The organism is Pseudomonas sp. xss_2, assembly GCF_043104195.1.
GTDB lineage: Bacteria > Pseudomonadota > Gammaproteobacteria > Pseudomonadales > Pseudomonadaceae > Aquipseudomonas > Aquipseudomonas urmiensis.
Genome location: NZ_JBICKL010000077.1, coordinates 308,561 through 323,402, shown reverse-complemented (window position 1 = coordinate 323,402; position 14,842 = coordinate 308,561). Strand labels below are relative to the sequence as shown.

At 63.8% G+C, this 14,842-nt stretch carries 13 protein-coding genes and 2 riboswitches; of the genes, 5 read left to right on the top strand and 8 right to left on the bottom strand.

What is annotated here, in order from left to right:
- Nucleotides 1–7: 7 nt before the first annotated feature.
- From ACF8K2_RS20140 to ACF8K2_RS20115, 6 genes are all read right to left on the bottom strand, one after another.
- Entirely contained in the window at nt 8–622 is a 615-nt protein-coding gene (locus tag ACF8K2_RS20140) for a response regulator (RefSeq protein ID WP_392467221.1), read from the bottom strand.
- 220 nt (nt 623–842) lie between these two features.
- On the bottom strand, nt 843–1,085 hold the full coding sequence (locus ACF8K2_RS20135; protein ID WP_264232596.1) for a DUF1272 domain-containing protein: 243 nt from the start codon (nt 1,083–1,085) through the stop codon (nt 843–845).
- Nucleotides 1,086–1,151: 66 nt separating this feature from the next.
- Complete coding sequence (gene cobM / locus ACF8K2_RS20130) at nt 1,152–1,904, bottom strand: precorrin-4 C(11)-methyltransferase (protein WP_312153719.1); 753 nt, start codon at nt 1,902–1,904, stop codon at nt 1,152–1,154.
- A gap of 30 nt (nt 1,905–1,934) precedes the next feature.
- Entirely contained in the window at nt 1,935–2,327 is a 393-nt protein-coding gene (locus tag ACF8K2_RS20125) for a cobalamin biosynthesis protein (RefSeq protein ID WP_392467262.1), read from the bottom strand.
- 17 nt (nt 2,328–2,344) lie between these two features.
- Complete coding sequence (locus tag ACF8K2_RS20120; RefSeq protein WP_186554321.1) at nt 2,345–3,034, bottom strand: CbtA family protein; 690 nt, start codon at nt 3,032–3,034, stop codon at nt 2,345–2,347.
- 10 nt (nt 3,035–3,044) lie between these two features.
- Entirely contained in the window at nt 3,045–3,230 is a 186-nt protein-coding gene (locus ACF8K2_RS20115; RefSeq protein ID WP_186554322.1) for a CbtB-domain containing protein, read from the bottom strand.
- A gap of 98 nt (nt 3,231–3,328) precedes the next feature.
- Nucleotides 3,329–3,554, bottom strand: a riboswitch (cobalamin riboswitch).
- A gap of 176 nt (nt 3,555–3,730) precedes the next feature.
- Nucleotides 3,731–3,931: riboswitch (cobalamin riboswitch) on the top strand.
- A 99-nt stretch (nt 3,932–4,030) separates the two neighbouring features.
- Here ACF8K2_RS20115 and cobW point away from each other — a divergent pair.
- Genes cobW through ACF8K2_RS20095 form a run of 4 tightly spaced genes read left to right on the top strand, consistent with a single transcriptional unit; the run spans nt 4,031 to nt 10,558 of the window.
- Nucleotides 4,031–5,110 carry a cobalamin biosynthesis protein CobW gene (gene cobW / locus ACF8K2_RS20110; RefSeq protein ID WP_392467218.1) on the top strand — a complete coding sequence of 360 codons (1,080 nt, stop codon included), beginning with the start codon at nt 4,031–4,033 and terminating at the stop codon, nt 5,108–5,110.
- Nucleotides 5,111–5,113: 3 nt separating this feature from the next.
- Entirely contained in the window at nt 5,114–8,884 is a 3,771-nt protein-coding gene (cobN, locus tag ACF8K2_RS20105) for a cobaltochelatase subunit CobN (RefSeq protein WP_392467216.1), read from the top strand.
- Entirely contained in the window at nt 8,877–9,890 is a 1,014-nt protein-coding gene (locus tag ACF8K2_RS20100; RefSeq protein WP_392467214.1) for an ATP-binding protein, read from the top strand. The genes cobN and ACF8K2_RS20100 overlap by 8 nt, the downstream gene beginning before the upstream one ends.
- A gap of 53 nt (nt 9,891–9,943) precedes the next feature.
- Nucleotides 9,944–10,558, top strand: a complete 615-nt coding sequence (locus ACF8K2_RS20095) for a VWA domain-containing protein (protein WP_225915605.1) — start codon at nt 9,944–9,946, stop codon at nt 10,556–10,558.
- Nucleotides 10,559–10,660: 102 nt separating this feature from the next.
- Here the strand turns inward: ACF8K2_RS20095 and ACF8K2_RS20090 are convergent, their stop codons facing one another.
- On the bottom strand, nt 10,661–10,927 hold the full coding sequence (locus ACF8K2_RS20090; RefSeq protein ID WP_003247923.1) for a hypothetical protein: 267 nt from the start codon (nt 10,925–10,927) through the stop codon (nt 10,661–10,663).
- A gap of 330 nt (nt 10,928–11,257) precedes the next feature.
- On the opposite strand from ACF8K2_RS20090, the gene ACF8K2_RS20085 reads away from it, so the two are divergent.
- Nucleotides 11,258–12,583, top strand: coding sequence for a sigma-54 dependent transcriptional regulator (locus ACF8K2_RS20085; RefSeq protein ID WP_186554326.1), 1,326 nt, complete (start codon nt 11,258–11,260; stop codon nt 12,581–12,583).
- Between the two features lie 51 nt (nt 12,584–12,634).
- Here the strand turns inward: ACF8K2_RS20085 and ACF8K2_RS20080 are convergent, their stop codons facing one another.
- The gene (locus ACF8K2_RS20080) at nt 12,635–14,836 is read right to left on the bottom strand and encodes an LTA synthase family protein (protein WP_392467212.1); all 2,202 of its coding nucleotides are present in this window, start codon (nt 14,834–14,836) and stop codon (nt 12,635–12,637) included.
- Between the last annotated feature and the right edge of the window lie 6 nt (nt 14,837–14,842).

The following is a 14,842-nucleotide window of genomic DNA, read 5'->3' as shown; positions in this document are numbered from 1 at the left end:
CGCAGGTTCAGTTGACGTTATTGCGCTTGGCAAGGTCGACCATCTCAACCAGCGATTCGGATTTGAGCTTGTCCATGATCCTTCCGCGGTAGGTACTGATGGTCTTGGCACTGAGGTTCATGCGTTCGCCGATCGACTTGTTGTTTTCGCCTCGGCTCAAGCGACGCAGAACTTCCATCTCTCGGTTGGAGAGGCTGCCCAGGCGCACGTTTTCGTTTTCCAGCGAGTTGCTGTTGACCGACATCTGCGGAAAGGTCGAATAACCCTTGACCAGTGCCTTGAGGGCGAACACCAAGGACTCGGTGTCTTCATCCTTGTTGACGAAGGCGGCGATGCCTGCATCCAGGCAGCGGCGTACGTAGAGATCGGCGGGTTGTCCGGTCAGCACCAGAATTTTTGGCGCAGGTTCCAGCAACTGCAAACGCTTGATCACTTCCATGCCGTCCAGGCCCGGCAGGCCGATATCGAGAATCACCACTTGGGGCGAGAGTTTGCGCGCTAGTTGGACCGCTTCTATGCCGTTGCCGGCCTCACCGATCACCTGGAAACGTTCACGCTGCAGCAACATGCCTACGGCCATCCTTACGGTTGGGTGGTCATCGACCATCAGCACGGTTGTCATTGGGAAACTCCTGTCGGAAATTTAGTCCGTTTCCTGAATCACCCAGGAATACGTCTGTAGGGCCTGCCCGGCAGCGCGCAAGATACGTCGATTCAGAATCCTTGGTAATGGCGAGTATAGGTGCGTTGAAAAAACGCGGAGGGTCTGTTGAAAAAGCCTACAAAAAAGAGCGGTTTTGCACGCCCCGGCAAGCGATTTGGCTCACCGTAGCGTGTAGGGATCAGGCGCAGGCGGGGTGCGGTTTTACGATGCGTTGCGTCGAAGCGGGATTATTACTCAGCGCCGTGCCGACGCGGCTGGGCCTGGCCAGCAGCTGGCCCGAGCAATTTGGGCAGCGCCCCTGAAAACGCTGCTCGGCGCAGGCCTGGCAGAAGGTGCATTCGAATGAGCAAATCAGCGCCTGGGTGCTTTCGGCGGGCAAGTCGACATCGCAGCATTCGCAGTTGGGGCGTAGCTCAAGCATGGGCATGACTCCGGAGGGCGAGAGGTAGACCGCAGTCTGCTACGCCAGCAGCGCGCCTGGCAACGCTCAGTTGCCAGGACGATACAGGTGGGCATGGCCGGCCCGGTACAGGGCCGAGTCGCTGAAGGGGGCATCGCCCAGCACATGGCCAACCAGGATCAGCGCGGTGCGCCGGAAGTCCTTGGCCGAGGCGCGTTCGACGATGTCCTGCAACGTGCCCTGAACCCAGTCCTGATCTGGCCAGGAGGCCCGATGAATCACGGCAATCGGGCAGTCGGGGCCATAGTGCGGTAGCAGCTCGGCGACGATCCGAGGCAAGTGCTTGACGCCCAGGTGGATGGCCAAGGTGCTGCCGTGGCGGGCCAGGTCCGCCAGTTGCTCGCCAGCGGGCATCGGTGAGCGGTCGCCGTAGCGGGTGAGGATCACAGTCTGGGCGACCCCGGGCAAGGTCAGTTCGCAGCCGAGCAGGGCGGCGCTGGCGGCGGTGGCGGTGACGCCCGGGATGATCTGGTAGTCGATGCCCAGCTCGCGCAGGCAGCGGATCTGCTCGCCAATGGCCCCATACAGACTTGGATCGCCGCTGTGCACGCGGGCCACATCCTGGCCTTTGGCATGGGCTGTACGGATGGCGCTGATGATCTGCTCCAAGTGCAGCTCGGCGCTGTTGATCAGTGTTTCGGCGCGGTGGCCTTCGAGCACGGCGGCCGGTACCAAGGAGCCGGCGTAGATGATCACCGGGCACTGGCGGATCAGGCGCTGGCCTTTGACCGTGATCAGTTCCGGGTCGCCGGGGCCGGCGCCGATGAAGTAGACCGTCATGAAAAATCCTTGCAGATGAAATAGGCGCGATTATCGGCCACTGGCGAAGGCGAGGGTAGCGCCGCCGAGAATCTGCCGGGCAAGTACCAGTCGCGCAGCGCCCTGGGCCTGGGCAGCCAGGGCCAGGGCGCTACTTTCGGCAACGCCCCAGCAGCCGCTGTGGGTGAAGGCTGCAGCGGAACGATGGGACAGTTGCGCTTCGAAGCGTTGCAGTTGCAGTGGGGTGAACACCCGCAAAGGCAGCGCGAGTTGCCTGGCCAAGTCAGCCAGGCCAGCCTCGTCGGCTTTCAGCTCGATGCTGGCGATGCCCTGCACTGCACTCAGCGGCAGTTGCAGCTGTGCCAGGCCTAGGCGCAGCAGGGTTTCAAGGTTCTGCCGCGAGCAGCCCTTGCGACAGCCAAAGCCGGCATACAGCACCGGCAGGGCAGTGGCGCTAGGCATCAGGCCTGGCGGGAGCGGCGGAACAACCAGGCGCTGAGCAGGCCCAGGGCCACCCAGAACGCTGCGTTGGTCAGCCAGGAGGCGATCTTGAACTGGGTTTCCAGCGCCTCAGGGGCGAGGCTTTGATGAACCTCTGGCTGCGGCGCGCCGATCACGTGTGGCACCACCAACAGCAGCACACCCACCAGTTTGAGCAGCCAGTGCTGGGCGAACACGATCAGCGCCAGGCCCGTGGCAGTGGCGGCGGCAGTGCCAATCCACCAGGCCTGGCGCTGGCCAAGATCGGCCGCAGCGGTGCCCGGCAACTCAGGTGGCAGGCCCAGGGTCGGCGCCAGGCAGAACACCGCGAAACCGGCCAGGCCCCACAATGCGCCGGTGCTCACCCGATTGGGTTCGCGCAGGCTATACAGCGCGGCCAGAATCAGCGCGAATCCGACCGCGACCACCAGGTTGCCGCCCGTGGTCGACAGCACGCGCTGCCAGCCATCCTCAGGCGCCCAGGCTTCGGCACTATGTTCATGAGGTGCGTGCGCTTCGCCGGCATGCTCATGCTGCTCGGCAGGTGCTGCGGTTTCGAAGGTTTCCGCTTGAAGAATCAGCGGGCTGACCCACACGCTTTGCAGCAGGGTCAGCAACAGGGCTGCAAGCAGGCCGCTGAAGCCGGCGGTACGGGCAATGCGCTTGATCATGCGAGGCTACTCAGTGGCAAGGAAAGGCGGCGCTGTGGCGGGTGTCGTGGGCAGCGTTGTGCACCGCTTCGATGTGCGAGAAACCGGCAAAGTAGATCAGGCACAGGCCGAGCAGGCTGGCGCCGGCGGCGATGATCACGCGCTGGCTGAGGCTGATGGGGGTGGCGATACTGTGCTTGGCGCTGGTGATGGGCATGACGCTTTCCTCTGCTTGTTATAGGCAACGGGCAAGCGCGGCAGCCCCGGACGTGATTCGTCCAGGGACATGCGACAGCGCCCGCCCACCGCGGGGTGTTCATTGCTACGTAGGCAGGCCGGTCTCCGGGCTTGCGAGGTGGAGCAGGGCTCCAGCAGAGGCGTCACCTTCCCATGCCAGACAACTCGGCACAGTGGTCAAGACGCTTCCTCGCTTACCGTTGCGGGGGCAGCACCGGCCTTGTCGTGGGCATGGATGAAGAGCCTACGACGCACCGGTTTCCCGTTTCACCCCCGTGGGGGCACCTGAACGCAAGGCGTTAGCAAACCACACCTGAGCTTCAGGCTACAAGCTGTAAGCGATGCGATGGCTGGCAAAGTCGGCTGTTTTTTTGTGTATTGAAGGACGACTGGATGTCGTTTGTTCTGGCCTCATCGCGGGGCAAGCCCGCTCCCACGGGATCTAGGTGCGTATCTACTTGCAGCTTATAGCCGTGATGCGTAGCCTTGCCGCTTCGAGGTTCTGCGCCTGTAGGCGCAGCTAAGACGGGAACGCGGTACAAGCCGCGGCTGCCCCCGCAACTGTAAGCACTGAACAGGATCGACACAGCCACTGCGCCCCGGCGCGGGAAGGCGTCATCCAACCGGCCTGGCGCCGGAGCGGTGCGAGCCAGGAGACCTGCCTCGTAGCGATTTCGACTTTTAATCCGGGCGGGGTGATCCGGTGGCGAACGAGCCTGGCCAATCGGCCTGAGGCTTTCGTCCTGCATGCCCGCGCCATCCTGCCAAGGGCATCGAGACATGAAAACACTGGCCAAGCTTCCCGTCACCATCGTCACCGGCTTCCTCGGCTCGGGCAAGACTACCTTGCTGCGGCACATGCTCGACAACGCCCAAGGCCGGCGCATTGCCGTTATCGTCAACGAATTCGGCGAGCTGGGCATCGACGGCGAGATTCTCAAGCAATGCAGCATTGGCTGCACCGAAGAAGAAGCCAGCGGCCGCGTCTACGAGCTGGCCAACGGCTGCCTGTGCTGCACTGTGCAGGAGGAGTTCTTCCCGGTGATGCGCGAGCTGGTGGCGCGCCGTGGCGACCTTGACCACATTCTCATCGAAACCAGCGGTCTGGCCCTGCCCAAGCCATTGGTGCAAGCCTTCCAGTGGCCAGAAATCCGCAACGCCTGCACGGTCGACGCGGTGATCACGGTGGTCGACAGCCCGGCCGTCGCGGCTGGCACCTTCGCCGCCTACCCAGACCAGGTGGATGCCCAGCGCAAGCTCGACCCCAACCTGGACCACGAATCACCACTGCATGAACTGTTCGCCGACCAGTTGGCCAGCGCCGACCTGGTAGTGCTGAACAAGGCCGACCTGATCGACGCCGAAGGCTTGGCCAAGGTTCGCGCCGAGGTCGCCGAGGAGTTGCCAGCGGCCGTCAAAGTGATCGAGGCGAGCAGTGGTCGTCTGCCACTTGAGGTGCTGTTGGGCGTGGGGGCAGAGTCTGAAGCGCACATCGATGGGCGTCGTACTCACCACGATTCGCACCACGACGACGGCGATCATGACGATCACGATCACGATCACGACCACGATGCCTTCGATTCCATCTCCATCGACTTGCCCGAGGCTGACGAAAGCCTGCTGCTCGACGCCCTGACCCAACTGGTGGTCGAGTTCGGCATCCTGCGCGCCAAGGGCTTCGCGGCGATCCCCGGCAAGCCGATGCGCCTGCTGATCCAAGGTGTCGGCACCCGTTTCGACAAACACTTCGACCGCGCCTGGCGTGCCGATGAACCGCGCATCACCCGCCTGGTGCTGATTGGCCAGGATTTGCACGCCGCTGAGCTCGAAGCGCGCCTGCGCCAGGCCCTGGGCGCCTGACCCATGCACTTGCTGCGGACCCAGCCCGGCGGCTTCGTGCCGGACGACAGCATCGCCGACCTCGGCCAGACCCCGGCCGAGCTGGTGATTCTCTGCAGCGGTGATTCGCACCTGGCGCTGCTGGCGGACACCGCCGAGCAGTTGCCCGGCGACTACCCCAGCGTGCGCCTGGCCAACCCTATGCAGGTGCAGAACCATGCCTCGGTCGATCTGTATGTCGACCAGGTGCTGCGCCACGCCAAGGTGATTCTGCTATCGCTGCACGGTGGGGTGGGTTATTGGCGCTACGGGGTCGAGCAGTTGGTCGAGCTGGCCAGTCGCGGCGTGCAACTGATCCTTGTGCCCGGCGATGATCGTCCCGACCCGCAGTTGACCGACCTGAGCACAGTGCCGGCAGCACAGGCCGAACGGCTTTGGCACTATTTGCGCCAGGGCGGTAAGGCCAATGCGCTGAACCTGTTCAATTGCCTGGCCAACCTGTGGCTTGGGCGTAATTACTCCTGGGACGAGCCGCAGCCGCTGCCGCGCACCGCGGTCTACCACCCGCACGAGGCCAGTGCCCAGCCAAGCGACTGGTTCGCCGATTGGGACCCGCTCCAGCCGGTGGCGCCGCTGCTGTTTTATCGCTCACATTTGCAGGCGGCCAATACCGCCTTCATTGACGTATTTTGCCAGCGCTTGCAGGCCGCGGGCCTGAATCCGCTACCGATCGCGGTCGCCAGCCTGAAAGAGCGCGGCTGCCTCGATCAGGTCGAGGCCTGGATGGATGAGGTCGAGGCCGAAGTGGTGATCAATACCACCGGTTTCGCCTTGTCCAGCCCCGAGCAGCCCAACCTGCGGCCGTTACGCCGGGATGTGCCGGTGTTGCAAGCCATCTGCGCCCAGGACAACCAGCAGGGCTGGGAAACCAGCGAGCAGGGCCTGGGCGCGCGCGATTTGGCCATGCACATTGCCTTGCCGGAACTCGATGGGCGGATCATCACCCGCCCGGTCAGCTTCAAGGACTTGGCCTGGCGCAGCGAGCGCAGCCAAGCGGATGTGGTCTGCTACCGCGCCCACCCGGAGCGGATGGACTTCGTTGCCGAACTGGCCAGGCGCTGGGTTGAACTGGCGCGTTTGCCCAATGGGCAGAAACGCGTCGCCCTGGTGCTGGCCAACTACCCAACCCGCGACGGGCGCATTGGCAATGGCGTAGGCCTGGATACGCCGGGGGCTGCGCTGAACATCTTGCAGGCGCTGCGGGCCGAGGGCTATCCGCTAGGGGAATTGCCTGAAACGGGCACCGCGCTGATTCATCAGCTGTTGGGCGGTGTCACCAACGACCTGGATCACCTCGACCAACGCCCTTGCGCACAGAGCTTGAGCCTGGCCGATTACCAGCAGGCGTTCGCCCGCTTGCCCGAGGCCAATCAGCAGGCGGTGCTCGAACGTTGGGGGCCACCGGAACAAGACCCCATGTTCCGCAGCGGACGGCTGATGGTAGCGGGTTTGCGTTTCGGCCTGACCTTCGTCGGGATCCAGCCTGCGCGGGGTTATCAGGTCGATCCGAGCGCGGTGTATCACGACCCCGACCTGGTCCCGCCGCACGGCTACCTGGCCTTTCACTTCTGGTTGCGCCATGCCTATGCAGCCGACGCGGTGATCCATGTCGGCAAGCATGGCAACCTCGAATGGCTGCCTGGCAAGGGCGTCGGCCTGTCGGCGCAGTGCTGGCCGGATGCGCTGCTGGGGCCGTTGCCGAACATCTATCCGTTCATCGTCAATGACCCGGGTGAGGGCGCTCAGGCCAAGCGCCGGACCCAGGCGGTGATCATCGACCACCTGATGCCGCCGCTGACCCGCGCGGAAACCTACGGGCCGTTGCGTCATTTGGAGCAATTGGCCGACGAATACTACGAAGCCCAGTTGCTCGACCCACGCCGGGCGCGTGAGCTGCAGCGGGACATCCTCGAGTTGCTCAAAGCCAACCACATCGACCGTGAGTTGCAGCTAGAAGGCCAGCTGGATGACGCCGCCGTCTGGTTGCCACGCCTTGACACCTACCTGTGCGACTTGAAGGAGTCGCAGATTCGCGATGGCCTGCATGTGTTCGGCCAGTCGCCCGAGGGGCGTTTGCGCATTGATACCCTGTTGGCGTTGCTGCGGGTCGCCCGAGGCGATGGCAAGGGCGGCAATGCCAGCCTGATCCGCACCTTGGCCCAAGCCCTGGCGTTGGGCTTCGATCCGCTGGACTGCGATCTTGGCCTGGCCTGGCAAGGGCCACGGCCGCCGCTGTTGCAGGCGCTCGGTGAAAACCCATGGCGTACCCAGGGTGATACCCGTGAGCGGCTCGAACATCTGGCCCTGGCGCTGATCGAGCAGGCGCTGGCGGGGCAACTGACGCTTGACGCTGATGCGCAATGGCAAGGGGTCAACGAGGTACTGCGCGAGCTGGTCGACTCGGTAGCGCCGAACCTCGACGCCTGTGGCGCGGCGGAGCTTGACGGCCTGCTCGCGGCGCTTGCAGGCCGCTTCGTGCCAGCAGGCCCCAGTGGCGCGCCCAGCCGCGGGCGCCTGGACGTATTGCCCACGGGGCGCAATTTCTACACGGTGGATGTGCGCAACCTGCCCACCACCACGGCCTGGCGGCTGGGCTTCGCCTCGGCCAACCTGATTCTGGAGCGGCACCTGCAGGAGCACGGCGACCACCTGCGCCAGCTGGGGCTGTCGGTCTGGGGCACGGCCACCATGCGTACCGGCGGTGACGACATTGCCCAGGCCATGGCCTTGATGGGCGTGCGTCCGGTCTGGGCCACCGGCAGTCAGCGGGTCGATGATTTCGAAATCCTGCCCTTGAGCGTGCTGGACCGGCCACGGGTGGACGTGACCTTGCGGGTCTCCGGGTTCTTCCGTGATGCGTTCGGCAACCTGATCCGCCTGTTCGATGCTGCGGTGCAGGCGGTGGCAGCGCTCGATGAGCCCGCCGACCTCAACCCCCTGGCGGCGCGCGTGCGAGCGGAGCGAGAAGCCTTGCAGACACAAGGCCTTGACGCCGAACAGGCGGCGCGACAGGCCGGTTGGCGGGTGTTCGGGGCCAAGCCTGGTGCCTATGGTGCCGGGGTGCAGAATGCCATCGACGGGCGCTTGTGGCAGGGCCGCGAAGACCTGGCCGAGGTTTATCTCAACCATGGTGGCTATGCCTATGGTGGCGCTGACGAGGGCACCCCAGCCCGCACCCAGTTCGCCACACGCCTGGGCCAGGTCCAGGCCGTGTTGCAGAACCAGGACAACCACGAGCACGACCTGCTTGACTCCAATGACTACTACCAGTTCCAGGGCGGCATGCTGGCAGCGGCCGAGACCTTGGCCGGCTCGACAGTGGCCAGCTATCACGGCGATCACAGCCAGGTCGATCGGCCGCGCATCCGCACCCTCAGGGAAGAGCTGAACCGGGTGATCCGTGCCCGCGCGCTAAACCCAAAGTGGATCGACGGCGCCAAGCGCCATGGCTACAAGGGCGCCTTCGAATTGGCCGCCACGGTGGACAACCTGTTCGCCTTCGACGCCACCACACACCTGATCGACGACCATCATTATCAGTCGCTGGCCGAGGCCTATGTGCTCGATCCAGCGACCCGTGACTTCATGCGTGAGCACAACCCAGAAGCCCTGCGCGACCTCACCGAGCGCCTGCTTGAAGCCCAGCAACGGGGCCTCTGGCAAGAGCCGGGCGCGTACCGCGAAGCGCTCGAAGAGCACCTGCTCGAGGGCGAGGAAGATTCGTTAAATGACTGAACCCGTGCAATTTCCCCTGGCCGCCGTAGTCGGCGCCGAGCCACTCAAACTGGCCCTGTGCCTGACCGCGATCGACCCCAAGATTGGCGGCGTGCTGATCGAAGGCCCGCGTGGCATGGCCAAAAGTACCTTGGCCCGTGGCCTGGCCGACTTGCTGGGCAATGCCGAGCACAGCCCGCCGTTCGTCACCTTGCCGCTGGGGGCGACTGAAGAGCGCCTGGTCGGCACCTTGGATCTGGATGCCGCACTGGGGCAGGGCAAAGCCCAGTTTTCCCCAGGGGTGCTGGCCCATGCCAATGGCGGCGTGTTGTACGTCGATGAGGTCAATCTGCTGCCTGATCCTCTGGTGGACCTGCTGCTGGATGTTGCCGCCAGCGGCACCAACCGTATCGAGCGCGACGGCATCTCTCATCGGCACGACGCCCGTTTCGTGCTGATCGGCACGATGAACCCGGAGGAGGGTGAACTGCGTCCGCAATTGCTCGACCGCTTCGGCTTGAATGTTTCCCTCGATGGCCTGCCCGAGCCTGCGGCGCGTCAACAGATCATTCGTCGGCGCCTGGCGTTCGACAGCGATCCGCAGGCCTTCTGCGCCGAGTGGGCAAGCGCTCAGGCGCAGCTGCGCGAGCGTTGCCAGAACGCTCGCCAGCGGCTTGAGCAGATTGCCTTGGACGACCAAGCCTTGGCCTGGATTACCGAGCGTTGTTTTGCTGCGGGAGTGGATGGCCTGCGCGCTGACCTGGTCTGGTTGCGAGCGGCGCGTGCCCATGCTGCCTGGCGCGGCAGTGAGGCTATCGAAGAGCAGGATGTCGACGCTGTTGCAGAATTCGCCCTGCGCCATCGTCGGCGAGAAGCGCCGGCGGCCAATCCGCCGAGTGCAGCGCCTGCTGCTGGCGGTGCCGATAGCAAGCCTGAGGGCGGGCAGGGTGACTGGGGGGCGCTACCGCCACAACCGGTGGCAGCTGGCCCGCGGCGCGAGGTGCCGAACTGGGCAAAAAAGCCCTGAGCATCCGCCAGCCCAACGCTGCGGCGGCGGATGCCAGACCCCGCGTCGGCAAATTGACAGGCGCCCCGCGTGGACGGGGTCGCAGTGCCGCATCTGGGCGGGTCGCCTGGTTACCGACCCTGCTCAAAGGCAAGCCCCGCCTGCGTCAGGACTTGGCCTGGCAGCAGCGTCAGGCCCAGCAGCCAGAGCTGTGGCTGGTGATTGTCGATGCGTCGGCTTCGACCCGGCGCCATCAGGCGTTGGCTCAGACTAAGGGGTTGTTGGCGCAGTTGTTCGATCAAGCTTACCGCCAGCGCGCCCGGCTAGCCTTGCTCACCGCCAGTGGCCGTGGCCCGCAATGGCAACGGCATGGCCTGAAGGCCTCGGCGGCGCTGCAGTCATGGTTACACGCACTGGGCGCCGGGGGTGGTACGCCATTGATCACGGCGCTGGAGCAGGCACGGGACTGGTTGCAGCTACGGCGTAAACGCCATCCCCACGAGTTGCAGCGCTGCCTGGTGTTTACCGATGGGCGTCTGCAGCACTGGCAGCCAGTGCTGCCAATGCCCTGTGCGACCTGCCTGGTCGACATGGAATTGGCGCCAGTGCGGCTGGGGCGTGCGCACGTGTTGGCCACGCAGCTGCAGGCCGACTATCAACATATCGACCAGTTAAAACGACTGAATTGATATAACTCGCTGTTGTGCGACCTAATGTCGCACGCGCAGAAGTTAGTCGATGGAAGTTGCTGTAAGTGCGTGGTTTAACACGCACTTACACGCGAAGAAGGCTTACTTGGGCATCGACCAGGGTTGCAGGTCATAACCTTTTTCACACAGCTCGGCGCGTACTTCTTCGATCAAGCTGGCCCACTGGGCCGGGTCGGAGTAAATACGTGAGGAGACTTGCTTGGCGCCGATACGCGTGCTGGTCCGGTCGATCACTGCCAGGCTCAGCTCACCAGTACCGTTAGGTGCATCCCAGGCTACGCACTGGAACGGTTCGAAGGCGTGGTCGGCGATCAGCAGTGCTTCGTTGACACGGAGCGGGGCATTCATGGTTCGGTCTCTCTTTGGTCCCAAACAGCGAAAGTAAGTCCGCGAGGCTGAAAAGTTAAGTTACGCAGCGCGGGGTTATTGGTACTGATGCTCCGGGGCCGGGTTGAAGTCACATGGCAGTTGAAATTTTTTATCCGCGCTTGGTTTTAGTGGCGGGCTATCCGGCGTGTGACGCCGACAACTAAATAAAATTCCCGTACGGCTAGAACATGCCGTTAACTGGCAGACAAACGGTAGGGGGTTCTGACGCTTTCGTTGCTACTGTTAATTCGGGCGCTGCAACTTACTGTTTCTACGAAAAAAACCAATCATTGGCGCCAAGGAACGGTCATGCTCGAACCCGCACCGCAACGCCGCTTGTTGATCGTCGACCCTTGCGACGACTGCCTCCGTCTATTGCCTGGCTTGCGTAGCGCCGGCTGGGATGTTCACGGCTGCACCCTGGGCTCGGCACTGGAGCACCCCTGTGATGTCGGTTTGCTGCGCTTGCAGGCCTCGCATCTGCGCCATCCCGAGGCGGTCAAGGACATGATCAAGCGCAGTAATACCGAATGGATCGCAGTGCTCAGCGCCGAGGAGCTGCGCATGCAGAACGTGGGCGACTTCGTCTGCGAGTGGTTTTTTGACTTCCATACCCTGCCATTTGACGTCTCCCGGGTGCAGGTGACCCTGGGGCGTGCTTTCGGCATGGCGCGCCTGCGCGGTAAAGGCGCAATCAAGGTAGACGAGCCTGAGCACGAATTGCTCGGCGAGAGCCGGCCAATTCGTGAGCTGCGCAAGTTGCTCGGCAAGTTGGCGCCCACCGAATCACCTGTGCTGATTCGTGGAGAAAGCGGCACCGGCAAGGAGCTGGTGGCGCGTACGCTGCATCGCCAGTCACATCGGCGCGAAAAGCCGTTTATCGCGATCAACTGCGGGGCCATCCCTGAACACCTGATCCAGTCCGAACTGTTCGGGCATGAGAAGGGCGCGTTTACCGGCGCTCACCAGCGCAAGCTAGGCCGGATCGAGGCAGCCCATGACGGCACGCTGTTCCTTGACGAGGTGGGCGATCTGCCGTTGGAGTTGCAGGCAAATCTGCTGCGCTTTCTACAGGAAAAGCACATTGAACGGGTCGGCGGTAGCCAGCCGATTCCGGTCGATGTACGGGTGTTGGCGGCGACCCACGTGGACCTGGAAAAGGCCATCGAGCATGGGCGTTTTCGCGAAGACCTGTACTACCGGCTCAACGTGTTGCAGGTGGTGACCGCCCCCCTGCGTGATCGGCATGGTGACCTGTCGATGCTGGCCAACCATTTCTCGCACTTCTATAGCCTGGAGACCGGACGCAGGCCGCGCACTTTCAGTGACAATGCCTTGGCCGCCATGGGCCGGCACGACTGGCCGGGTAATGTGCGTGAACTGGCCAATCGGGTGCGGCGTGGCTTGGTCCTGGCAGAGGGGCGGCAGATCGAAGCGCAGGACCTGGGTTTGCAAGTGGTCGAGCAGGAAGATCAGCCGCTGGGCACACTGGAGGATTACAAGCACCGTGCCGAGCGCCAGGCACTGTGCGATGTGCTTAACCGGCACAGTGATAACCTGAGTATCGCGGCGAAGGTGTTGGGCGTTTCGCGGCCGACGTTCTATCGCCTGCTGCACAAACACCAGATTCGCTAGGTATGTCAGTGCCTGGCGCCTGGCCGGCACTGACTCAACAGAGCTGATCGGTCAACTCGACTGCGCGATATGCCCATCTGAGCGCTCTTCGGCTGGCTCTTCATCCCCAGGCAACGCGGTAATCACGCTGAAGTCACTCACCTCGACCTCACCGCCACCATAGCCCAGCAGATGGAAGGAGAACGCCTTGCGCATGTTGGGGTTGTCGAAGCTGAACTCCATGTCCAGCGGCTGATCGGCAGTGACCAGGATTTCATCCGGCAAGCCCAGCGGCACATCCTGTTCCAGTTCCTTGGCCTTGAGCTGGATGTGCGCAGTGCGCTGCGGGTCAAGTGAACGCACCTTCACCCGCACGCGGGTATGCGAGCCTTCAGGCATTTCCAGGTACTGCGCGCCAATCAGGTTGTCCGCCCAGTCATCGTGAATGCGTGCCTGCAATTGGATCGGCGAGGGCCCGCCGAACTGGTAACGCAGGTTAAGCGGTGTGCGCAACAGCGACTGATCAAGGACGCCGGCCAGGGCGCTGATCTGCTCGCCGACGGCAGCTTGCCCAGGGCCGAGGTACTTGGCCTGGTCGGCAATGAAGCCCTCGCTGGCGTAGCGGCGACAGCGCTGCTGGAAATCGCACTCGGTAAATACCCCCTGGCCGTTGTGGTAGCGCAGCATGCCATTGGTGTAGGCGATCATTTCCCGGCCGCTGTCATAGTCGCGGTACAGCGAGCGCCCGCCCAGCGCATCGGGGATTGGCAGGGCGAAGTAGTCGAGCAAGGAGGCGGCCAGGTCGATATGGCCATAGGTGCCACGTTTGACTCGTGGGAGTTCGGCCTGCTCCGGGGCCAGGGTGAGGTTGAAGCCCCAGGACGAGGCCAGGCGCACGCCATCGATGCCGTGGGACTCATCGGAGGTGACCACCACCAGGGTGTCCTTGAGCACGCCCTGGCGCTCCAGGCTATCGAGGAACGCACCAATGGCGTCATCCAGATAGGCGACCGCCGCTTGTTTGGGGGTGTCGTAGCGTTGCAAGTACTGCTCGGGTGCCGAGTAGGGCTGGTGGGTGCCAACGGTCAGCAGGGTCAACATCCAGGGTTGATCCTGCTTGCCGAGTTGACCGATGTAGTCCAGTGCACCTTCGAAGAAGGCGCGGTCATCCTTGCCCCAGGGGAACTCCAGGTAGTTGGCGTTGCTGAACCACTCCAGGCCATGCACCGAGTCAAAGCCGATGTGCGGCATGATGCGGTCCTTGGCCATGAAGCGCAGCCCGGCGCCTTGCAGGTAGTGGGTGGTGAACCCCGCCTGACGTAGCTGCGCGGGCAGGCAGGCCTGGTTGCGCTGGTTCTGGGTGAGCAGTTCGACACCCTTGGGGGTGCCGTTGGCCAATTTGTCGTAGTCGCCGCAGAGCATGGCATACAGGCCGCGGATTGTCTGGTGGGTGTGCAGCACGTAGTCGGGGGTGTTCATGCCGCGCTCGGCCCACCGGCTGAGCTTGGGCATCAAGTCTTCGTCGAAGCGGCTATCGAGGGCTTCACGGTTGGCTTGCACATAGGCGCCGGGAATGCCTTCGAGGGTAATTACCAGCAGGTTGCGCGCCTGCCCGGGGTCGGCCAACAGTTTCTGGCCGCTAAGGTCAGACTGGGTCAGGCCAACACTGGGTAACGGGGTAACTGCCTGAGTCTGGCCCAGCCAGCCCTGAGCCTGGCGCTGCAGGTTGCCCACCCCGGCCGACAACAGTTGGTGCGAGAGGTTGTACTGACGCCACTGGTCGGCGTCGGAAGGGGCCAGGTGCTGGCTCGCCCAATGCAGGCCGAACAGCATGAGCGGTACCGCCAGCGCCACGCGCGGTAGCGCGGCTAGCGGCTGTGCCCGGCTGCGCCAGGCGCTGATCAGCCACGCCAGCAGGCCGGCGCCGAGCACGGCTGGCAGCCAGGGGTGGGCCAAGCCGCCGCCGGTGGAGTTTTCCATGAACTGCGGGTCGAACAGATAACCCAGGTCGGCACTGTTCGGCAGTCGGCCCACCGCGCTCACCAGCTCGGCCGAGGCCACCCACAGCGCAGCCCATGCCAGCAGCACCGGCAAGGCCAGCCACCATGGGCGACGCAACAGCAGCAACACCAGCAGGCTGCCCAGGGCGAGGTCCGACAAGTAGCCGAGCGGGTTGGACCAGCCCAGCAGGGCACGCGCACCCAGTGGAAGCACCAGCACCAGGGTCGCCAGGGCGACAAGCCGGGTCCGCGGGTGGCCGAACAGGTTTTTCACGAAAAC